This window comes from Ferroacidibacillus organovorans, from assembly GCF_001516615.1.
GTDB classification, from domain to species: domain Bacteria; phylum Bacillota; class Bacilli; order Alicyclobacillales; family SLC66; genus Ferroacidibacillus; species Ferroacidibacillus ferrooxidans_B.
Genome location: NZ_LPVJ01000030.1, coordinates 72,461 through 94,693, shown reverse-complemented (window position 1 = coordinate 94,693; position 22,233 = coordinate 72,461). Strand labels below are relative to the sequence as shown.

Sequence of the window (22,233 nt, the reverse complement as noted above, 5' to 3'; positions counted from 1 at the left end):
TCCTTATCACTGAAAAAACCGCCTCCCACAGGAGACGGCAACGTGCGCGGCAAACAGCCAGATCCAAAAACAGTCATCGACACCACATGTTCCAACATCTATCGTCAAGGTGTCGGCTTGTAAAAGATCATGCTCAGAATCGGCGGCAATAGATACGCGCCCAACACAGGCCACACGCTCCTTCGCACCGACGTGCGCGTGAACACCGCCAAGCCGATGGTCTGGATGATCAGCGAGCCGATCAGAAACAAACCGAGCGCCGACTCAATCCCCCCGAATCGTCCCGTTCCGCCAGTCAACGTGCTGATGGATAAAAAATTCGATTGATAGCGTCCTGTCAAAAACGTCATGATGGTGTCAAAGACGGTTCCGAGCACGGAGATGACCGTTGCGCTCGCCATGATGAAAACGACGCGACGGTACTCGATTGTCAGTGAGAAAATGCGCGCGATCAGCCAGAGAAAAACGGCAGATACGGTCACCGCGACAAACACGCCGGCAAATGCGCTGATCGGTGTGACGGACGCGGCTTGCGCCGCCACGTGCGCTGCCTGCGCCTTTGTCAGTGTGTGGATATAGGCAATATAACTCGGGGACTTCATCATATAACGAAGTGTCAGGCTTGACAGAACACCCGTAACGGCTGCGAGAACGAGCGTCAACAGCATCCAACGCGGCTGCTCCCGGCGTGTCTCAAAGTAGAGACGCGGATTCGTAATCAGGGTAAGAAATGGAGACGGCGTGCCCAGTTCATTCATGAGATAACTCCTTGGTCAAAGTCACGTGACACATCTATGCATCCTTTGCCTGTGTTTCCGTGTTTTACTAGTATACCCAAGAAGCGAGTCAACAAGCCAACTGCGCCGCATGTTGTCTCACTCAACGCGTGAATTCATAACGTGAATTCATCACGCGATGTCGCGCCCGTCCCCCTGCGTCGATGCGACGGTTGCGCAGTACGCACCTGCCCGCGAAGATAATCACCTGATTGATCCCGACGCGACCGAGCATCGCAAGAGTGCGCAGTACGCACCTGCCCGCGCAGATAATCACCCCGTGCTAAAATCTCACACATTCACTCTCACATCTGCCGCGCGCAGGGCACTCACGCCTCTACGTTTACGCCTGCATCCGCAGGGCTTCCCGCCGCACCAGACACGCCCATCTCATAGATCATCGCGATCTCATCGCATACCGGAAACTTCTTGCAGTTGATGCAATCCTTCCAAATCTTCTGATGCAGCGTGTGCTTTTCCACAATGTGAAACCCGCAACGCGCGAAAAAGGCCTCCTGGTACGTAAGCGCGAGCACCTTTGGCACCTGCAGGTCTGCCGCATACGCGAGCATCGCCTGTACCAGACGCTTGCCCAAACCGCCACCCTGCGCCTCTGGGGCGACTGCGAGCGATCGAATCTCCGCCAGATCATCCCCGAGGATGCACAATGAAACCACACCTTGCACCTTGCCCGCCACATCGATCACCCGAAACGACGGCAAGATTTCAAGTACAGACTGCCGCGTGCGCGGCAAGAGCAGCCCCTGTTCCGCATAATCGCGCAAGAGCGCCACAATCGAATCGACGTCGCGTACCGTCGCTTCACGCAACACGCCAGCCATCCGCTCTTCTGAAACGGCCATCGACTCCACCTCCTCAGGTCGTGTACTCCGCGTTAATTTTCACATAATCGAACGTCAAATCACATGTCCAATAGCGTATCTCCACTTCACTCGCGCCAAGTTCAACAACGACCGGAATCTCCTTCATCGCCATCACCCTTCGCGCGTCTGACTCTGCCGTCACAAGGAACTGTCCGGCATCATACACCCTCTGATCCCCGAGCGTGAGCCGCATGCGATCAAACGAAACGGCAACGCCCGCGCGCCCAATCGCCGAGATGATCCGCCCTGGATTGAAATCCTCACCAAAAAAGGCAGTTTTCACAAGCGGCGACGTGGCGATCGTCTCGGCGATACGCTCCGCATCTGCCTCGGACTGCGCGCCGCGCACTACGATCTCCAGGAATTTCGTTGCACCTTCACCATCGCGCACAATGCTGTGCGCCAGATCCTGCGCGACACCCCTTAGCGCATCTTCAAAAAGGGGTTCATCAACCTCGCCATCGTCGGTTCCGCTGACCCCTGTTCCTTTTGCTCCACAGAACGCAGCCGTGCCAGCCTCCATCCGCGCGCCGCCCGTTGAAAAAAGCAGCACACTGTCATTCGGACTCGTGTCGCCGTCCACCGAGATGCGATTGAACGTCTGGCCCACAACCCGCGAAAGCACGCGCTGCAGTGTCCGCTGGCTTATCGGCGCATCAGTTACCAGCACTGACAGCATCGTCGCAAGCTTCGGATGAATCATGCCCGCGCCTTTAGCGACACCCCACACCGTGTACGAGGTGTCGCCAACCTGAAATGCCCGCGCGCTCACCTTTGGAAAGGTATCTGTCGTCATCATCGCGCGCGCTGCGTCGGCCAGCTTTTCAGGCGTTGACGCTGCCAACTGACAGAGCCCCTCAAGCCCGCCAAGCCATCGCTCCGCGCGCAGCGGCACACCGATCACTCCTGTGTGAAGCACGACCACCTCATCCGCCGCACAGCCTACGTGACCTGCAACGCCCGCCGCCAGTCGCTCCGTATCCGCGCGGCCCGCAGGGCCTGTGCCCGCATTCGCGTTCCCGCTTGTGATGAGCACCGCTTTGATCTTCTTTTGCGCCCGCAGACGATCCATCGCACTCGTCACACACGCGCTCTTAAACACATTTGTCGTAAACACACCTGCATATGTGGCATGCTCAGAGAACACAAAAAGCGCGGCGTCATCACCGTCGCGCTTGATCCCAAGCCGCCCCGCTGAAAATGCCACATCGCCGTTTTCCAGATACGTATCAAATGTCGCGTGATTGCCCATCCACATCGCGGCCATCTTCCACACCCCTCACGCAAATCCAGACTCCATCATCAAACCCGCACGATTTCACACATTCCATCTTTCACAGCCATGATTCTATCAATATACATCTAACGTAATATTTATTCAACGAAATTGGCCCACACATCGGCATGTGCGGGCCAACATAAAACTCCAAATCACAGCCTCACGCTTCGTCCCTCGCGCGACGCATCCACGGCTGCGAGAATCACGCGAAGCGAAGCGAATCCATCCCGTCCCGAAATCGCCGGAGTTCGGCCACTGAGCACCGCATCGACAAACTCGTCAACAACCCGGCTGTTGTGCGCCTGCGCCTCATCCGGAATCGCGATTCTTTCTTCACTGCCGTCCTCATACAACACGTGAAGCGGCACTTGCGCATGCGGATCAATGTGCAGAATTCCGTGTTCACAATAGAGTGTCGTCGTGTCATTCTCTCCAGGGCGGTGCGTCCAACTCGCCGTGAGCGTGCCGACCGCACCTGAGCGCATGGCGAGCAGACACACCGCGTTGTCATCGACATTGGCCGCTTTTTCAAGCGTTCTGAGCATCGCGGAAACCTCGACCACCTCGTCTTCTAGCAACCAGCGCATCAGATCCGCTTTATGAATCCCGAGATCACCAAGCGCGCCGACAAACGCATCCTGCTGCTTAAAAAACCACGACTGCATCCCTTCCGCCGACCACTGCTCCGGTCCCCCGTGCGCAAACGTCGTGCGAAACTGGAGTACTGCGCCAAGCCGCCCGCTGTGAAGGATCTGTTTTGCGCGAATGTGCGCCGGGAAAAAGCGCTGATTGTGCGCGATCATCAAGACGCGCCCCGCCTCATCCGCCGCCGCGATCATTTCCTCCGCCTCATCCGCCGATACGGCCATCGGTTTTTCGCACAGCACATGTTTTCCTGCCAAAAGTGCCGCCGTCGATACAGGGCCGTGAAAACGATTCGGCAGGCAAACGCTCACCGCGTCGAGTTCATGCTCCAAAAGCAAATCTTCAAAGCGCGTGTACGCGCGAATGCCATACGTCTTTGCCACTTCTTGAACACGCGCTTCATTCGCGTCACAGACGCCCACCAACTTGACGCGCGAATTGTCCCGATACTCTGGAAGGTGGCGGTTGACGGCAATCGCGCCGCAACCGATCACCCCAACTCGCAGTGTTGTCATAAAAACCCCGCCTTTAACCTTTTACCGCACCCGCCGTGAGACCCGCCACAACCCAACGTTGGAAAATGAGAACAAGCAGGACAACGGGGAGAACCGCCACCGTGGATGCTGCAAACATCGTACCATAGGGAATGGTAAATTGTCCCCCAAAGAGTGCGATGCCGACCGGGATCGTGCGAAAGGCGTTGCTGTTGTTAAAGACGAGCGCAAAGAAAAACTCCGTCCAGCACGCGACAAACGTAAAGATCGCGCCCGTAAAGAGTCCCGGTGTGGCAAGTGGCAAAATCACGCGAAACACCGTGGTCATCACACTCGCCCCGTCAACGCGCGCCGCCTCGTCGAGTTCCTTTGGAATCCCGACAAAGTACGTGCGCATCACCCAAATCGCAAAAGGAAGATTGAAGGCAGTGTACGGCACGATGAGCGCCTGATAGCTGTTGAGCCAACCGATCGACTGAAACAAGACGAATAGCGGAAAGATCACCCCTACCTGAGGAAACGTCGAGATCATCAAAAGGACCACCATGATCGGTGCCTTTCCGCGGATTGGAAGACGCGCCAGCGCATAACTCGCAAGCGCCGCGAGGATCATCACAAAAAAGGTGGAAATGAGCGACACGATCAGGCTGTTGCGAAAGTACACCCCAAATCCAAACTGATAAAACGCTTGCTGATACTGAAGCAGTGTCGGGTTTTGCGGAAAGTACGTCGGTGGAAAGGCGCTGATCTCGCCGTTTGTCTTAAACGATGTGATGATCATCCAGTAAAACGGCGCGACGATCACTAAAAGCATCGCGATCAACACGAGATAGCCGACCGATTTGCGCAGTGCGAGTCTCTTTGTCACGACTCCACCTCCCCGACTTGTGTGCGCAAGGCGCGCAGTGAGACGAGTGCGAGCAGGATGACAAGGACCACCGTAGACACGGCAACCGCCGTGCCCGGCCCAAATTCTCCATCGTTAAAAAGCGCTTTGTATGCGAGCATTGCGATCGATTCCGTGCTCGTCCCAGGTCCCCCTTGCGTGAGGACGAACGGGAGATCAAAGAGGCCAAACGCCTGCAAGATGCGAAATAGCGCCGCAAGCCCGATGCTTGGTCGCAGCAGTGGAAACGTCACCTGAAAAAAGGTGCGTACGGCGCCCGCCCCGTCAATGCGCGCCGCCTCGTAGAGCTCCGTCGGGATCAACTGCAGGCCCGCGAGCAGGATCATCGTGACAAAAGGCGTGGTTTTCCAGATGTCGGCCACCATGAGCGAGGGGATCGCCAGATTGGGGAGGCCAAGCCACAAGATGGGCTGCCCGATGATGTGCAGCTGAAGCAGGATGGCGTTTAGCACTCCGTAAACTGGATTGTAGATGTATCCCCACATCTGCGCGGAGATGACCGTGATCAACGTCCAGGGGATCAGCATCGCGGCGACGGCGAATCCGCGCCCCTTGATCGGCTGATTGAGCGCGAGCGCGGTGAGCATGCCAAGGATCAGCTCGATGACCACCGTGACGATCGCATACCCTGTCGTGAAGCCAAGCGACTGCCAGAATTCTGCGATTCCAAAGATGATGCCATAGTTGCGCAGACCGATGAAGGAAAATTGGAAACCGGAGTATGTCGATTGAATCGCGTTTAGGCTCATATAAATGGAGTATCCAATTGGAAACAGTGTCACGAGCGCAATCACCAACAGCGCTGGGGTGACCATGGCATACCCGGCAATGGCGTAGCCTCGATCTAACTTGTTGACACGCATGGCGCACATCCGCCCCTTCCTGTAGCGCTAGTGTTTGCCATGCCCGTGCGGATTATCCGATAAAAAAACTGCCGATTGCCTTCTTAAAGAAGAACGTTTTCGGCAGTCTCGTAAACCAGTGACGCAATTTTTCTCAATCTACAAACTCGAACTGCCAACGGCCGACGCCAATTGCGCATTGGCTTGACTGAGCGCTGTGGAGACACTGACTTGACCTGCGAGCGCAGCGTTGACATTCGTGTAGATGGCCGTCGACACTTTGGCGTAATACGGATTCTGGGCAGGACGCGCGATCAAGTTGGTCTGTCCAACGATGGCGAGCACGGGATTTTTCGCCCTGACCGCCGGGCTGTTTTGCACACTGGCGTTTGTCGGAATCTCCGAATACTGAGAGGCGAGCACCGTTTGGGCGGGGACGCTTGTCATCCAGTTGATAAAGGTGAGATCAGCCGACATGTGCTTGGTGTGCGGGTTGATGTAGAGATCCCAGCCGCCGATACAGGCATATCCGCGCGTGCCGTGACCGGCAAATGTCGGCAATGGCACGACACCCACTTTGCCAACGACGCTTGACTGCCCCGGTGTTTGCGAGTTCGCCCACGCGTAGTCCCAGTTTCTAAGGAAAGCAGCCTGTCCGTTGTTAAATGTGTTCATCGCCTGCGGTTCTTGGAACACGCTCACCGCCTGCGGTGAAACGCCAGACGTGATCAAACCGCGCATAAAGGAGAGCGCGTGCTGTGCCGCAGGTGTATCCATGTTTGGTTTTCCCTGCGCGTTAAACACCTGGCCGCCAGCATCTGTGAGGTATTCCATCCAGTTACAGGTGAGCCCCTCATAGGATGCGCCTTCCCAGACGAAACCATATTTGACCATTTTGTTGGAAACAAGCGTTTTTGCTTCTGACTGAAGCTGTTCCCACGTTTTGGGCACAGGCAGGTGCGCCTTTTGCAGCAGATCCTTGCGATAGTAAAGAAAACCCGCGTCCATGAAAAAGGGCGCCGCGTACACATTTCCTTTGATCGTCGCGCCTTGCACGAGACCTGGCGCAAACCGCGCAAAAAAACTGGCGGGAAAGTGCTTGTTTAGCGGCTCGGCGAGGGATTGCGCCGCGAACTGTCCCGGCCACACCACATCGCCCATAAACACATCCGGTGTCGTCGAACCGCCTGAGATCTCAGTGATGAGCGACGCGCGGTTCGTATCGGTGCTTGACGGCTGACTGATCAGGTTCACCTTGATTGTAGGATTTGCCTGCTCAAACAACTGGATCAATTTCTTGCGGATGCCGACATTGGCAATCGGCGAGGCAGCCCAGGTGATTGTCACTTTCCCCGAAGCGGGCGCAGTGGTTGTTGGCGCAGGGGTGGTGGACGGTGGATTGGGAGCTGTCGTGTTCGATGGACTGGAACACGCCGTGAGTGAAGCGAGACCTGTTGCGACGGCAAACGCCGCCAAAAGCGACTGTCTCAGCATAAAAATACGCCTCCTAAGCTCGAACGTATCAGCGATGCGCGAAACGACGCGAACCCTGCCACCCGTCTTGATGCAACGAATGCGTTTCACGTGATCATCGGCACTGCCTCTAAAACGCACGTACGCGGATCGAACTCACGCGCAGTCGAGATATCTCGCTGTAGCATGTTTCCGATCCGCGATTTTATGCGTTTCTCACGTTCTTGCCAGGGAGGCGTCGTTTAGGCGCCTTCCACGCGTGGGAGAATCGATTATTCCCATTCGATGGTCGCGGGCGGTTTTGAGGTGACGTCGTACACCACGCGATTGATACCGTGCACCTCGTTACAAATTCGGTTAGAAATCTTTCCGAGCACATCATACGGGATATGCGCAAAATCGGCGGTCATCCCGTCGCGCGAAGTCACCGCGCGCAGCGCGATCGTTTCCGCATAGGTTCGCTCGTCGCCCATCACGCCGACACTGCGCACGCCAGTCAGCACCGCAAAGTACTGCCAAATCGAATCCTGAAGCCCCGCCAGCGCAATCTCTTCGCGCAAAATGGCATCCGCATTTTGAAGCGTCGCGATGCGCGCAGGCGTGATCTCGCCCATGATGCGAATCGCGAGTCCAGGACCTGGAAACGGCTGCCGATAGACGAACGCGTGCGGGAGACCCAACTCTTCCCCGAGCGCGCGCACCTCATCCTTGAACAGTGTCTTAAGCGGCTCAATCAATTTAAATTCCATGTCCTCCGGCAAACCGCCCACATTGTGGTGCGACTTGATGGTTGCCGCCGTTTTGGTGCCGCTCTCGACAATATCCGTATACAGTGTACCTTGTCCGAGAAACGCGAATGATCCAAGTGAACGCGCCGTTTCGTCAAACACAGCGATAAACTCGCGACCGATCCGCTTGCGCTTTTCTTCTGGGTCAGACACACCGTCTAGCAGTGCGAGAAAGCGCGTGCGTGCATTTACGAGGCGGATGTCCATGTGGAATGTGCCAGAAAGCATCTGCATTACTTGCTCTGCCTCATCTTTTCTGAGCAGCCCGTGATCGACAAAAACGCACGTCAGACGATCGCCGATCGCGCGGTGAAGCAGCGCCGCTGTCACAGAAGAGTCGACGCCCCCCGAGAGTGCCATCAACACACGACCGTCTTTCACGGTGTCGCGCAGCGCTGTGATCGACTCTTCCACAAAGTTGTCCATCCGCCAGTCGCCCGCGCACCCGCATACGCCAAAGAGAAACTGACGCAACAAGTCCTGACCGTAGTCGGTGTGCTGGACCTCTGGATGAAACTGTACGCCATAGAGTTTGCGCGCAGGATCGCTCATCGCCGCAACTGGTGCGCTCGATGTGTACGCGTCAACTTGAAAGCCGCGCGGCACTTCGACAACCATGTCACCGTGGCTCATCCAGACGCGCTGGGTGGCAGGCGTCCCGGCAAAAAGCGTCGCGTGGCTGTGACAGGCGAGTTCTGCAAGTCCATATTCACGTGCGCTCGCCTGCGTGACATGCGCGTCAAAATCGCGTGCGAGCAGCTGCATGCCATAGCAGATGCCAAGGATCGGGATGCCCAAATCATAAATCGCAGGATCGACAAGCGGTGCACCCTCCCGATAGACGCTTTGCGGCCCGCCCGAAAAAACGATCCCCTTGAGTTTCATCGCGCGCAAGGCCGCAACTGGGGTATCATGCGGCAAAAGCTCTGAGAACACGTTTAATTCGCGAATTCTGCGCGCGATCAGTTGGTTGTATTGCCCGCCAAAATCAAGGACCACGACCGTCTCGTGACGATCCATTTCCATCTCGACACCACTTCCTGAATGTATTTTTGACATCTCATAGGATTTGAAAACTAATCTGTGTAGTTTACCACGAATATCAGCGACTCTGCTTGATGAAACGAAGAAAACCGACCACAGCACGCGTAATGTGAGAACGCCCGTCCCGCTTCACCCGCGGTTGCAATTGCCCCTTCTCAAAAGGGTCATCCAGGGGCGCACCGCCTTCGCTTCGCCCCTCCGGGCCATAGCGAACGCGCTCCACATACGCAATTGCCTCCATCAGTTCCTTCTGATCTAGGTCATCCGTTTGCCGCAATCCCCACTCGCGAAGCGTCTCGTGAGAAGCGCGCGGATAGACGATGCGCCGCTCAAGCGCGCGCAGCAAGCGGTTCGCCTGTATGCCAAAATCGCCTGCGGATACTGCCTCGCTCTGAAACAAAGACCGTAAAGATCGCCTTGATGATCTGCGGCGCGCGAACCGGATGATCCCCGCGAAAATGATGAGCAGCGCGAAAAGGACAAGAAAACCTTTTGCAAGCGGTACAGAAGCGGCGGATTGTGAATTCTGCTGCTTTTTCTTTTCCACAGCTTGCTTGATCGCATGCTGAACAGGCGGTGTCACGTTTGGCCGTTGTGAAGCGATCACACTGGATGACGATGGCATTTTTTCTTGAGTAATTTCCGCGAGCGCAGCTGATGGTGTCGCTTCAAAAGGGACAAAACCATATCCCGCAAACCAAGCCTCAAACCATGAATGCGCATCCGTCCCGCGAAGGATGTACTCATTTTGCGCGCCGTGATAAGTGGGGTCGGCCGGCACCGAGATGTACCCTTTCACCCAACGCGTCGGAATGCCAACGACGCGTGCAAGAATCGCGGCGGCGGTTGAGAACTGGTCACAATAGCCACGATGCGTCTCAAAAAGGAATTGGTCGACAAAATCTTGACCCGGTCGCGGCACAGGAATGCCTTGCGTTTGATACGATTCGTGTGACTGCAAATACGCGATGATCGCCTGCAGTTTTGCGTAAGGCGTCACCGCATGCACTGTGATTTGATGCGCCAAAAGAATGTCGCGCTGCGGAAAATTCGCTGGCAATTGAAGCGCCTGACGAAACGCGTAGACCAAGTTTCCGTCAGTCACAGAAGCGAGTGAGCGCGGATTCACATGCTCAAGTGTGGACACGACTGTGTAGTGCTCTCCCGCATGAAGTGGCGAGCCAAAGGTCCACGCGTCGATCGCCGGGACAAAGCGAGCGCGGGCACCGCCGCGCATCGTGGCACTGATGATGCGATTGGCCCCAAGGACGGCTGGATAAGTTCCCGACTCCACCCACACCTGCTGTGTCATTCGGGTGCGCGGCACGTGAGTTGACACACCGGATGCCGCTGCCGTCATAGCGCCGCGCACCCATCCCGCGCCTGTGTAGGTTGAGAATGACTCAATGGGATAGTACGACGATTCCTTCGCGATGACACGAAACATGACCGCCGTACTGCCGTTGAAATTGCCGCCCAAATGCGCGTCATTCGCGCCATAGGGCGCGGCAGGTGCGGCCGTCTCGACACGCCGCGCAAACAGCGAGTGCCACCAGGCGTGTACGTGAAAATCACGCGCCACTCCTTTTGGCGTCCAGATACTCAGTGTCGCGAGGACCGCGAGTAGGCCTGCCAGACTCAGAAAAGGAGAGTGCAATAGGCGCCTGCGCAATGAGACGCTCCCATCAACTACAGGAAGATGGCGCCAAACGCTGCGAATTCCAAGCATCGCGAGTGCGCTCAAAAAAAGAGTGGCCATCGCCACACCGTCATGCACGCCAGCCCGTGCGGCGAGCGCGATGAGCACGCCTTCTCCCGCCAAGGTTGTCGGGAGAAGCCAGGCCGGTCGCTCCGCCGCATCCATCAATAGGCGCGCACCAAAGAGGATGACACCAAAAAAGGCGATGGTGCGCACCCCGGCGTTGATCTGTAAAACATCGTGGTGAAAAAGTCCGTGTACCCCAAGCGCCACATCGCTCGCCAGGCGCGCAAAAAAAAGCCCGATGGCGTACCAAGGAAGCGCTCCGTAATACTCCACCTTGATGACCACCATAATCAGCAGGGGTGTAAGGATGGCGCGATAGCGCGCTCGCAAAAAAAGCGGGCTGATCGTCAAATAGGCGACAAAGACGATCATCGGATAGATATCGCCCATGTACCCCACGTTCTCCATTGGCGCTAAAAGCGCCGCAGCAAAAAGCCACGTGAGACACGCGATCAACAAATCGCGAACCTTTTCCCCCGCCATTCGCGCTCACTCCCATCGTCCCATCCTGTGAAAAACGTTTCATTCTCCGGGCGCGCCTTTGCTCCTTTGTTTCACCTCATAAGGGGTGGCTTGCCGCGCAGATGCCCGTCATGTATCATTTCAGCCAGCGCATCAAAGGACGTATAGCTACACACGGTGACTCCGTGGTGATCCATCACGCAGTCATCGCCTGCAGTCTGCGCGAGGAATACGACGACGGTAGGATTTTGCCGCATCAAGGCGCCCAGATCTCGCATTAGCGCCTCATCAAGGTTTTGTGTGAACACGTAGAAAGCGGCATCGCGCGCGGCCATGCGCCACAGGTCTGCGCGCGCTATACCACTTAGCTCTGCGGATGCAAGTCTGCGAGGCTTTACGCGTGCGAGCGACTCAAGGATCCGCTCCCGCTGAAGATAGCCCCGTTTCGGTGCGAGCGTCCCCCCTTCAAGCAAGAGCCCAGTGAGTCGCTCGGCCGAGAGAAGCGCGCTTGCAACCGATGCACAAGCGCCGACGGAGCGCTCGAAAATTTCCCACGGCAGGTCATGATCCATCCTGTCATCAAGCCACAAATAAGTGAGATGCGACGCGTGGGTATCAAACATCTTTGACTGCAGTTGTTGCGAGCGGGCCGTCGCCGGCCAGTGGATGCCGCTCAAACGATCACCAGGCACGTAGGGGCGAGTGCCTGACAGATGTGCAGATGCCACAAAGACGTGACTGCGCGCGCCCCGCTCCGCACGGAGTAGGGAACTCGCCGTGAATTCTGCCGGAAGCGGGATAATTCTCGGGTAAATCAGCCACTCGGTCACCTTCTCCACTGACTGCCTGCGCGTAAACAGCCCGAACAAATCGGTACACTCAACCGCAAGCTCACGCAGCGTGTACGCGCCGCGCGGAAGAGCGCGAAAGGTATAGCTGACACACAGCGCGTGCGCGAGGCGGTGCGGCGGCTGTTCGTACGTCTGGCGGATACGCAGGACATCATCAAGCTTTTCCTCCACACGCACAGGCTGCAGCGCCCACCACCTGCGCTTTACAGACACTTTTAGTCGGACGGATACATCGTCTCCGGAAAATCCGCGTTCGCGCGAGACAATGCGCTCTACTTCGACAATGCGCGGCATTGTGAGATAAGAGATTACCTCCCACAAGACAAACAGTGTCCAGGCCGCCGCCAGATACCAGGTTCCCGAGCCGCCGACTGTGTAGGCCGATCCAAACAGCAAGACATCACTGAAAAGAAGCGCTGCCAACAAAAGCATATTCTTCATCGAGCAAAGAAGGATGCGCCGTAAACCGGGACAGGTTGCGATGCGAGAATCTCCGCAACAACGGTCGCTTCCGTGATCTGCCTTAGCCGTGCATCCGGTTTCAGGATCATCCTGTGCGGCAACACGTACGGTGCCACTTCTTTCAGATCATCAGGCAATAGATAGTCTCGCCCGCGCAGCGTGGCAAGCGCTTGCGCTGCATGCAAAAGTCCGATCGCGCCGCGCGGTGAAACGCCAAGATACACAGATTCGTGTGTACGCGTGCGTGCGACGAGATCCACAGCGTAGCGAAGCAACCCTTGATCGACAAAAACGCGCGAGGCGAGCGCCTGCCACGCGAGAATGTCATTTTGTGTGGCGAGCGGCTCTAGATCCTGACCAAACGTCCCCGCAAGGCTTCGCTCAAGGATCTGAAACTCCTCATCTTTGGATGGATAGCCGAGGGAAATCTTGAGAAGAAATCGATCCAATTGCGCCTCAGGCAGTGGAAAGGTGCCTTCATACTCAATCGGATTTTGCGTCGCAAGGACAAAGAAAGGCGTCGGCAGCAAACGCGTCACACCGTCAAATGTGACCGCCCGCTCTTCGAGCGACTCAAGAAGCGCGGCCTGCGTCCGCGGCGAGGTGCGGTTGATCTCATCCACGAGGACAATTTGGCTGAAAATCGGACCTTCCCTATACTCGAAATCGTGTGTTCCCTGATTATAGACAGAGATTCCAGTTACATCGGACGGCAACAAATCAGGTGTAAATTGAATCCGTTTAAACTGGCAATCAAGACTCTGCGCGATGCTTTTTACAAGTCTTGTCTTACCGACGCCCGGAACGTCCTCCAAGAGTACGTGGCCTTTTGCCAAAAGCGCCACAAAACACAATTCAATCTCGCGCGCCTTCCCGACGATGACGGTCGATACATGATCCATCACCTGGATAATCTGCCGGGAAGTCTGTTCATACGCTTCCCTCTGTTTCACTTGCGCCATGTCGTACCGCCTCGCAGACCTTGCTAATCAATGATATACTCGCACACGATTCTTCATGTTCCAAAGGCAGTTTATCATTCGACAAATTCGGCAGTACACACTTGTTTTCCTGCTGCTCGCCACCAGTCAATTCATTCCTGTAGTTTTTTCCTCTCAAATCAGTGTGAGACAATGATACAAACTCATTTACACGCCATGAATGTTCTATACAAGTTGAAATGTATATGGCCGGACCACACACCAGTATGCCGCACTCCGTTTTGGGGATGGACTATTGACATACGGAGAAAATGTTCATATCTCCGAACACGCATGGATCTCACTACCCCGTGCAGGCGCGTGTCCGTTATCTGGGACAATACACAAATCGGGTGTTTTTTGGGAGTGTTCTGCGCAGAACGCGTCATGATTGGACAGTGGGTTCGATCAGAAGAGGAGTGAAAATCAGGTCTCTTAGTCGCAGAAAATGTCTAATTCAAAAACGCGTTATGCCTCTGAAATGCGTTCGAGCCACACCGCCATAAGATCAGCGTGACCATACAAACGCTGATAAATCTCCAGAGCAAGTTCGCGATCATAGGTGCGGCTTGTCAGATTTCGATCATCTGCCATGACAAGTGCTTGAGTGGACTTCGCCGTTGTTAACAAACTCGTTTCTCTGGATGAGCGAATGGCGCCTTTTGGCGATGCAACATCGATCCCCTCTACCTCGCGCAAAAAGTGACGGACTGTTTTCCACACAACTTCAAACGAAATTCAAAGCGCTGGATGGCTACATCGCGTTCAATTTCGGACGCATCACTGATTCGCAAGACATCCTGCAAAGATTTCAACGCTTGCTCCGTCCTTTTCAAGGAAAAATTCACTCGATCCACTCGATTCCCTCCTTTTGGATCTGTTCACGCAAGAGTGCACTGGTCCGATTCAAATCCATCAAGTCAACTGAAAATGGGATGAATGACATACTACAACAAAAAACCCCCGCCGCAGCGGGGGCTCCCTAAAACAGGGGTTGACGACAAATTACTTACATCATGTCCATGCCGCCCATGCCGCCACCTGGCATTGGCGCTTTTTCTTTCTCAGGCTTATCCGCGATCACCGCTTCAGTGGTCAAGAACATCGCCGCGACAGACGCTGCGTTTTGAAGTGCCGAACGGGTAACTTTCGCCGCGTCGACGACGCCCGCTTTAAACATATCGATCCATTCGCCGTTTGCAGCGTTGAAGCCTGTGCCCACAGCCTCTTTTTTCAACCGCTCGACGATGATCGCACCTTCAAGGCCCGCATTGTCCGCAATTTGGCGGACAGGAGCTTCCAGCGCGCGGCGCACGATGCTGACGCCTGTCGCGATGTCGCCTTCTGCGTTCACGCGATCGAGTGCGCGCAGCGCGTTAACAAGGGCCGTACCGCCACCTGCGACGAGTCCTTCTTCAACTGCCGCACGCGTCGTGTTGAGCGCGTCTTCGATGCGCAATTTCTTCTCTTTGAGTTCTGTTTCTGTCGCCGCACCAACTTTGACAACCGCGACGCCACCCGAGAGTTTGGCGAGACGTTCCTGGAGTTTCTCGCGATCAAAATCAGATGTGGTCTCTTCCAACTGAACGCGAATCTGATTGATGCGTGCGTCGATGTCTTTGCGGTTGCCGCTGCCGTCGACGACGATCGTGTTCTCCTTGGAGACGCGGACTTGGCGCGCACGACCCAGTTGATCAATGCTTGTATTCTTCAGTTCAAGCCCGAGTTCCTCGCTGATCACTTGGCCACCTGTAAGCACCGCGATGTCTTGAAGCATCGCTTTGCGGCGATCGCCAAAGCCCGGCGCCTTGACCCCGACTGCGGTGAACGTTCCACGCAGCTTGTTCACGACAAGCGTTGCAAGCGCTTCGCCTTCGACATCCTCTGCGATCATGAGCAGCGGACGGCCCGATTGAACCACGCGCTCAAGCACAGGGAGGATCTCTTGAATGTTTCCGATCTTCTTGTCGGTGATCAAGATGTAAGGCTCGTCGAGAACCGCTTCCATCTTGTCAGAATCCGTGACCATATAAGGAGAGATGTAGCCGCGGTCAAACTGCATACCTTCGACCACTTCAAGCTCCGTCGTAAAGCCTTTGGATTCTTCAACCGTAATGACGCCGTCTTTGCCGACCTTCTCCATCGCGTCCGCGATCAGTTGGCCAATCTCTTCATCTCCGGCAGAAACAGCCGCCGCTTGCGCAATGCTGTCGCGTCCTTCGACAGGTTTTGAGATCGCGCGGATCTCTTCGACCGCAGCTGCAACCGCGAGCTCAATCCCTTTGCGAAGCATGAGCGGATTTGCACCAGACGTCACATTTTTCAGGCCTTCACGGATCATCGCCTGCGCGAGCACTGTCGCCGTCGTCGTGCCATCGCCCGCAATATCATTGGTTTTCGTCGCAACCTCTTTGACCAGTTGCGCACCCATGTTCTCAAACGGGTCTTCCAATTCAATCTCTTTGGCAATTGTCACACCGTCATTGGTAATGAGCGGAGAACCAAATTTTTTCTCAAGCACGACATTGCGGCCGCGCGGCCCCAGAGTGACTTTTACCGCATCAGCCAGTGCGTCTACACCGCGCAACATGGCACGGCGAGCATCTTCACGAAACTTAATATCTTTTGCCATCGTCAACGTGACCTCCCTTAATCTATGTTCACCGGTTAACGCTTATCGTTCAACGACCGCCAAGATGTCTGATTCCCGAACGATCAAATACTCCACACCGTCATACTTGACTTCAGTGCCTGCGTATTTAGAGAAGATGACGCGGTTGCCGACTTTCACGTCGACTGCCACAAGTTTCCCATCTTCATAGCGGCCTGGGCCTACAGAGACGACTTCTGCCTCTTGCGGCTTTTCTTTTGCCGTATCTGGAAGAACAATCCCGCTGGCGGTTTTTTCCTCACGCTCCAGCGCGCGCAGCACCACACGATCGCCGAGTGGCTTAATCATGCGAAACCCTCCTCTTTCATTCTACAGAGTTTTATTTTTGTTAGCACTCAAACTCGTTGAGTGCTAAACCCAATCATGATATTACCGATTTGCGTTCACTTTTGCAACTCCTGAATCGGATATTTTTTAAAAATAGGGGTGTGCTGAACGACTTTTACAAGACGATTGCGAGTGGCGGGCACAGCGATTGACACAGACCTCAGCGCTGTGGGAAACTCAGCGTACAGTTTCTCCCCGATTCGCAGTGAGCTTTCGCTCATGGCAAAAAACCTTTTAAACTTAGGAGATAATTAAAAATGAAATCGCGCGTATTCTCCGGCATACAACCATCCGGTGTCATAACCCTTGGCAACTATCTCGGCGCACTCAATCACTTTGTCGCGCTACAAGACACACACGAAAGTTTTTACTGTGTCGTTAACCTCCACGCGTTGACGCTTCCAAAGAATCAGGACCCGACCGTGCTTCGCGCACGCACCCTCGATCTCGCGGCTCTTTATCTTGCCTGCGGGCTCGACCCAAAGCGTGCCACCCTTTTTATCCAGGGTGATGTCCCCGCACACGCAGAGCTCGGCTGGATCATGCAGTGCGTCGTACACATGGGCGAGCTCTCGCGGATGACTCAGTATAAAGAAAAATCGGACGGAAAAGACGCCGTGCTGGCTGGTCTTTTTACCTATCCCGCACTGATGGCAGCCGATATCCTGCTCTACGACACGGCGCTTGTTCCGGTCGGCGACGACCAGAAACAACACATTGAATTAACCCGTGATTTAGCGATGCGCTTTAACCATCGATTTGGCGACACTTTCGTTATCCCCGACATTCTCCTGATGAAGGAAGGGGCGCGGATCATGTCGCTCGATGATCCGACCAAAAAAATGAGTAAGAGCAACCCCCTACCCGGCAGTCGGATCGAGATGCTCGACACCCCGGATGAGATCCGCAAAAAAATCAGCCGTGCCGTCACCGACTCCGGTCGCGAGGTACGCTATGACCCAAGCGAAAAAGCGGCCGTTTCCAATCTCCTGGCGATTTTCTCGCTCATCACCAACACCCCGATCGCGCAACTCGTCGATCAATACGAAGGCCAGGGTTATGGACCATTTAAAAGAGACTTGGCTGAAGCAATTGTCACTCACCTAGAACCGATTCAGGAGCGCTTCTCACACATCCGCTCAAGCGACGAGATCAACGCGATTCTGGCCGAAGGCGCGGCGCGCGCCGATGCGGTGGCGACAAAAACGCTGGCACGCGTAAAAGACGCGCTCGGTCTCTCCCTCCGCTAATCGATCTGAAAGAAAAAAGCGTTGCGTCACGCGGAAAACTTTCCCGCAAAGCGCAACGCTTGACAGTAACTCCCTATTCACGCACATCAAGATCAATCCCCGGTCGCCGCGCAAACGCCGGACCCTGCTCCAGATGCTCAGTCAGAAAAGCTGTTCCCTCCTGCTCAATCTGCGCATGTGCAAATGTGTCCGCTTCACCTAATGAATCATTGGCCTCTTCATCTAAGTGCAGAACACGATCCTCGACTGAGGACAGACCAATCCCTCCTGCCTCTTGCACGCCAGGCTCTTCCATGACAGGGGCAGACGGTGCGTGCTTAACAGGTGCAGACGCTGAATGATTTTCAGGGGATGAGAGAGAAGAAAAATCTGTCTGCGCGTTTTTGGTGGCCACACGCTGCTCGTCACGCGGCGCAGGCTTGTCCTCACGCCACCAGGCCTCTGCCTGCTGTCGCTTGCGATACGCAGCGGCGGAGAGAAAAATACTGAACTCGTACAACAGAATGAGCGGAACCGTGACGCTCAGATGGGAGATAAGCTCAGGCGGGCTGATGAGCGTCCCCAGAACGACGCAGCCAAAATAGGCAAAACGGCGAAACTTGCGCATGACCCCCGGCGTCAGAATGCCGATACGCGTAAGAAACACCACAACGACAGGCAATTCAAAAAAGAAGCCGAACGGCAAGACGATGTTCGTCATAAAACTAAAGTATTCAGTTGCTGTGATAAAAAAACGAAACGTCTGATGCCCAAGGCGCTGTAAAAAGTGGTACACCTCGGGAAAGACGAGAAAGTATCCAAAACTGATGCCAAGCAGAAACATAAACGTAATCGGCGCAATCAACTGTGCGGCATAGCGTTTTTCTTTTGCTTGAAGACCCGGCGACACGAAAAGCCACAATTGCCAAAAGAGAAACGGCGTCGTGAACACCAACGCGCATATCCCGCCAATCATGAAATAGATGCTGACGATATCGCCAGGTCCTAGCACCGCGAGCGGAACATTCCCCGCCGTTTTCGTGAGAACGTGATACAGTGGATTGACAAACGTGAGACTGCCGATCAAAGAAATCAAAAAAAAGGCAAGCACAAAAATAATGCGCTTGCGCAGTTCTTCCAGGTGCGGCACAAAACGTCGTTGCAATCAAAGCGCCTCCATCACTTGCAAAAAACTGGCGCGCACACGCAATCCATGCGCGTTACAAGCGCCCGCCTACTCTTCTTTGCGCGTCGCCTGTTGTGGCGTGTCATCGCGAAGATCGCGCGTCGCATCCTTGAACTCACGCAGCGATTTGCCGAGCGCTTTTCCCATATCCGGGAGTTTGCTCGGTCCAAACACGAGAAGCGCCACAATTAAAATGAGAATGAGACCAGAAAGACCAATGTTTCCCAGCATCCGTAAACACCCCTTTTTTCATCGTCTGAAAACCAGCGCTACGCATCGTCTCGCGGATCATCCTGACGCTGACCGCGTTTCAGATAATACACAAGGATTTGCAATTCCGTCGTCACATCAATGTGGTGAACCCGCACGTCAGGAGGAACGGAGAGCGGACGCGGCGTAAAATTCAAGATACCAAGCACGCCTGCGCCAACGACAAGGTCTGCCGTAATTTGCGCCGAGGACGCCGGAACCGCGAGAATGGCAATCTCGACACCCTCCCGCTTTACAAACGACTCCAGATCTTTTAACGCAAAGACGGGAATGCCTTCAATCTCTTGTCCGATCTTGAGCGGATCGACATCAAACGCTGCGACGATATTCATCTGTTTGCTGCGATAAAAATCATAGCGACAAAGTGCCGTGCCGAGATTTCCGACACCGACCAAGATCACTTTGACAATCTCGTCTTGTTTAAGAAACTCCTGCAAAAACCGTAGCAAGTAATCGACGTTATACCCGTATCCCTTTCGCCCGAGCTCTCCCAAATACGAAAAATCCCGGCGAATGGTCGCCGAATCAATATGCAGCGCAGCACTTACTTCAGCCGAGGACACACGCTGTTTGCCGAGCGCAACCAAGGTTTGCAGATAGCGATAATATAATGGCAACCTTCTGGCAGTGACGGTCGGCAAGCGATCAAACGCCATACGATTCCTCCGTGATCCACCGCATCACCTCGAAGTGCAAACGATCAATTTCATCTCTATGATACACGGGTCTGTTCAAGCCGGCAACACGTAAAGGAAGAGTTGGGACAAGATACCCAAGAATGCGAGAAGGATCGTCACTTGAGACAGAAAAATCCGGGGCACACCACAGCCCGCGCTGTGCATCATACGCTGTAGCATCAATCATCACAAGTTTTTGTATCGGTGCACGCTTGAAGCCTTCGACCAACACGACATCGCTTGGCGCCACCTGATCAAGCAAATCTGCGAGCGTTGGCTCAAAGCGGTATACTCGCTCCAGCGCCATGTGTCCGTCCGGACTGGCAATCGCGACACTCGCAGCACCTGTCGCGAAAAAACGTCCCGTGTCAGACGCCGGCGGCGACGCCGTGAATCCATGCGCGTCATGCTTGATCACAGAACACACGACACCCTGCGCATGAAAAACTTCAAGCAGGCGACAGATGAGCGTCGTCTTCCCCGTGTTTTTGTATCCCGCGACACCCAAGACAAACGGTTTTTTCACAACAGCCCACCACAACCGAAGCGCGCGATCTCAGCCCGTGTCGGTCGCAAGCCCGCCGCGACGCGCGGCAAAAGCCAGTCAAACGCCGTCACCTCATCATAGATGACACAGCCAGGAAGCCCCATGAGCACCGTCTCACCCGCGTACGCGAGCATCGTCATTGAACCTGGCAGCACAGGCATGCCATACGTCACGACCTCCGCAGCTACCGTGCGCAGCGCCAGTGGACTGCGATCATCCGGGTCGACCGACATGCCTCCTGTCACCAGAATGACGTCTGCCTTCTCCGCCTGAAACGCGCGAATCGCGGCGACGATGTCATCCAATTGGTCATCCACAATGCGCTGCCCCGCAAACAAGAGGCCATATGGCTTCAATTTCTCCTGAATCCTTGGACCAAACTTGTCGGTGATCCGCCCTTTGAACACCTCGCTGCCCGTCGTGACAACCCCCACCGAGAGGCGCAAAAAGGGAAGCACGCGAAGCAGCGGCTCCTCCGCAGCAATCGCTTCATACGCCGCGATCTTCTTTGCGTCGACAAGCAGGGGAATTGCGCGCAACCCCGCAACCGTCTGCCCCTCGCGAACAGGTTGATGCGTCGGTTTTGTGACAACGACCACATCGCCGATCCCATTGATCGCGTCGAGTCGCTCCACATCGATCACGAGCAATCCATCATGCGCCGCCTTGGCGTTTACTTTCCCTTCATTCGGCTCCGTGAAACGCAGACTCTCGTGACAAAGCGCGCGCGCCATGCGCTCTGCCGCGTCATCCTCGTGCAGTTCATGCGCCTCTGGCTCCAAAACGTAGATATGTTCTTTGCCGATCGCGAGAAGCTTTGGCAGATCTTCCTCCGAAATGCGATGCCCTTTTGCAAAGAGACGGCCTTTAAACTCGCCCGGCACAATTCTTGTCAAGTCATGCGCAAGCACCATGCCTACCGCATCTTCTACGCGAATCTCACGTTTCATAGAACCTCTCCTCGCTCCCATCGCGCACAAAACGCCTTGTACTCTTCCTGCCGGTTCATCATGCAAAAACTCGCGCCATCCGGATCAACCGCGCCCCATACTTCTCGCGAAAGTTTGACCGTCGGAACGCGCGCGAGCAAATCGATGACGCGCCGCTCTCCCGCCTCCAGCATCTCGCCGATCCTTTCGGCAAGCGCGCGGTGGTACACGCCAAAAAGCGGATAGATCTGACCCTCATTTTCGACCGTGATCACGCGCGTGTCGTGCCCAACCGCAGCAATTTGCCCGCACAAGAGTGAGAGCAGTCCCGAACGCACAAACGGCGCGTCCACCGGCACCACCAATGCCCATACATTGCGACATGCCCGTAGCCCCGCCTCAAGTCCCGCCAGCGGCCCGTCACCAGGATGAAGATCATACACGACGCGCCAGTCGCGCAAGACACCGTCACAAGGCAGGTCGATGAGTTGTTGTTCGCGCCTTCGCACGATCAGCAGATCGTCGACATGCGCCGCAAGGCACCGCGCCGTCGCGTTGGCGATCGACATCTGCCCGAGCGGGAGAAGCGCCTTATCCGTCCCCATCCGCTGACTTTTTCCGCCCGCGAGCACCAAACCACTGATCGCATTCATAAAAGCATCCCCCGCACGGTCAAGTTCGCCGATTCTCGCTTTGATCCCTTCATCATACCACGATCATCGCAGCGCCTCTCACCGCAGCGAGC

The 22,233-nt window shown here is 55.3% G+C and carries 21 protein-coding genes; 1 reads left to right on the top strand and 20 read right to left on the bottom strand.

The features are described from left to right. Nucleotides 1-104 precede the first annotated feature (104 nt). The 14 genes from ATW55_RS08300 to groES form a co-directional block, all read right to left on the bottom strand. A complete protein-coding gene (locus tag ATW55_RS08300) occupies nt 105-758 on the bottom strand; it encodes a YIP1 family protein (protein WP_067715461.1) in 654 nt (217 codons plus the stop codon). Between the two features lie 347 nt (nt 759-1,105). After that, nucleotides 1,106-1,639, bottom strand: coding sequence for an N-acetyltransferase (locus ATW55_RS08295; protein ID WP_067715458.1), 534 nt, complete (start codon nt 1,637-1,639; stop codon nt 1,106-1,108). Between the two features lie 13 nt (nt 1,640-1,652). Further along, entirely contained in the window at nt 1,653-2,927 is a 1,275-nt protein-coding gene (gene argJ / locus ATW55_RS08290; protein ID WP_067715454.1) for a bifunctional glutamate N-acetyltransferase/amino-acid acetyltransferase ArgJ, read from the bottom strand. 164 nt (nt 2,928-3,091) lie between these two features. Next, nucleotides 3,092-4,099: a Gfo/Idh/MocA family protein gene (locus ATW55_RS08285; RefSeq protein WP_067715452.1), complete on the bottom strand. Its 1,008-nt coding sequence runs from the start codon at nt 4,097-4,099 to the stop codon at nt 3,092-3,094. Nucleotides 4,100-4,112: 13 nt separating this feature from the next. Next, a complete protein-coding gene (locus ATW55_RS08280) occupies nt 4,113-4,946 on the bottom strand; it encodes a carbohydrate ABC transporter permease (RefSeq protein WP_067715449.1) in 834 nt (277 codons plus the stop codon). Beyond that, nucleotides 4,943-5,848 (bottom strand): carbohydrate ABC transporter permease, encoded by a 906-nt coding sequence (locus ATW55_RS08275; RefSeq protein ID WP_067715439.1) that lies wholly within the window; start codon nt 5,846-5,848, stop codon nt 4,943-4,945. The genes ATW55_RS08280 and ATW55_RS08275 overlap by 4 nt, the downstream gene beginning before the upstream one ends. A 138-nt stretch (nt 5,849-5,986) precedes the next feature. After that, nucleotides 5,987-7,321, bottom strand: coding sequence for an ABC transporter substrate-binding protein (locus ATW55_RS08270; RefSeq protein WP_067715434.1), 1,335 nt, complete (start codon nt 7,319-7,321; stop codon nt 5,987-5,989). A gap of 251 nt (nt 7,322-7,572) precedes the next feature. Beyond that, entirely contained in the window at nt 7,573-9,108 is a 1,536-nt protein-coding gene (gene guaA / locus ATW55_RS08265) for a glutamine-hydrolyzing GMP synthase (RefSeq protein WP_153005072.1), read from the bottom strand. 82 nt (nt 9,109-9,190) lie between these two features. Then, the gene (locus tag ATW55_RS08260; protein ID WP_067715428.1) at nt 9,191-11,380 is read right to left on the bottom strand and encodes a transglutaminase domain-containing protein; all 2,190 of its coding nucleotides are present in this window, start codon (nt 11,378-11,380) and stop codon (nt 9,191-9,193) included. Between the two features lie 71 nt (nt 11,381-11,451). After that, on the bottom strand, nt 11,452-12,642 hold the full coding sequence (locus tag ATW55_RS08255) for a DUF58 domain-containing protein (RefSeq protein ID WP_160327197.1): 1,191 nt from the start codon (nt 12,640-12,642) through the stop codon (nt 11,452-11,454). Nucleotides 12,643-12,647: 5 nt separating this feature from the next. Continuing rightward, nucleotides 12,648-13,634, bottom strand: a complete 987-nt coding sequence (locus ATW55_RS08250) for an AAA family ATPase (protein ID WP_067715422.1) — start codon at nt 13,632-13,634, stop codon at nt 12,648-12,650. Nucleotides 13,635-14,120: 486 nt separating this feature from the next. Beyond that, nucleotides 14,121-14,375, bottom strand: coding sequence for a nucleotidyltransferase substrate binding protein (locus tag ATW55_RS15770; RefSeq protein WP_201024954.1), 255 nt, complete (start codon nt 14,373-14,375; stop codon nt 14,121-14,123). Nucleotides 14,376-14,661: 286 nt separating this feature from the next. Then, nucleotides 14,662-16,284: a chaperonin GroEL gene (gene groL / locus ATW55_RS08240; protein ID WP_067715514.1), complete on the bottom strand. Its 1,623-nt coding sequence runs from the start codon at nt 16,282-16,284 to the stop codon at nt 14,662-14,664. A 42-nt stretch (nt 16,285-16,326) separates the two neighbouring features. Further along, a complete protein-coding gene (gene groES / locus ATW55_RS08235; RefSeq protein ID WP_067715415.1) occupies nt 16,327-16,611 on the bottom strand; it encodes a co-chaperone GroES in 285 nt (94 codons plus the stop codon). Nucleotides 16,612-16,907: 296 nt separating this feature from the next. Here groES and trpS point away from each other — a divergent pair, with 296 nt between their 5' ends. Further along, nucleotides 16,908-17,900: a tryptophan--tRNA ligase gene (gene trpS / locus ATW55_RS08230; protein WP_067715412.1), complete on the top strand. Its 993-nt coding sequence runs from the start codon at nt 16,908-16,910 to the stop codon at nt 17,898-17,900. A gap of 73 nt (nt 17,901-17,973) precedes the next feature. Here the strand turns inward: trpS and tatC are convergent, their stop codons facing one another. From tatC to ATW55_RS08200, 6 genes are all read right to left on the bottom strand, one after another. Continuing rightward, complete coding sequence (tatC, locus tag ATW55_RS08225; RefSeq protein ID WP_067715409.1) at nt 17,974-19,044, bottom strand: twin-arginine translocase subunit TatC; 1,071 nt, start codon at nt 19,042-19,044, stop codon at nt 17,974-17,976. A 69-nt stretch (nt 19,045-19,113) separates the two neighbouring features. Continuing rightward, on the bottom strand, nt 19,114-19,296 hold the full coding sequence (tatA, locus tag ATW55_RS08220) for a twin-arginine translocase TatA/TatE family subunit (protein WP_067715406.1): 183 nt from the start codon (nt 19,294-19,296) through the stop codon (nt 19,114-19,116). 38 nt (nt 19,297-19,334) lie between these two features. Next, nucleotides 19,335-19,991, bottom strand: coding sequence for a redox-sensing transcriptional repressor Rex (locus ATW55_RS08215; RefSeq protein ID WP_067715404.1), 657 nt, complete (start codon nt 19,989-19,991; stop codon nt 19,335-19,337). Then, the gene (mobB, locus tag ATW55_RS08210) at nt 19,981-20,538 is read right to left on the bottom strand and encodes a molybdopterin-guanine dinucleotide biosynthesis protein B (RefSeq protein WP_067715393.1); all 558 of its coding nucleotides are present in this window, start codon (nt 20,536-20,538) and stop codon (nt 19,981-19,983) included. The genes ATW55_RS08215 and mobB overlap by 11 nt, the downstream gene beginning before the upstream one ends. Then, nucleotides 20,535-21,509, bottom strand: a complete 975-nt coding sequence (locus ATW55_RS08205; protein WP_082685662.1) for a molybdopterin-binding protein — start codon at nt 21,507-21,509, stop codon at nt 20,535-20,537. Before ATW55_RS08205 ends, mobB begins: the two co-directional genes overlap by 4 nt. Beyond that, nucleotides 21,506-22,141 (bottom strand): molybdenum cofactor guanylyltransferase, encoded by a 636-nt coding sequence (locus tag ATW55_RS08200; protein ID WP_067715387.1) that lies wholly within the window; start codon nt 22,139-22,141, stop codon nt 21,506-21,508. Before ATW55_RS08200 ends, ATW55_RS08205 begins: the two co-directional genes overlap by 4 nt. Between the last annotated feature and the right edge of the window lie 92 nt (nt 22,142-22,233).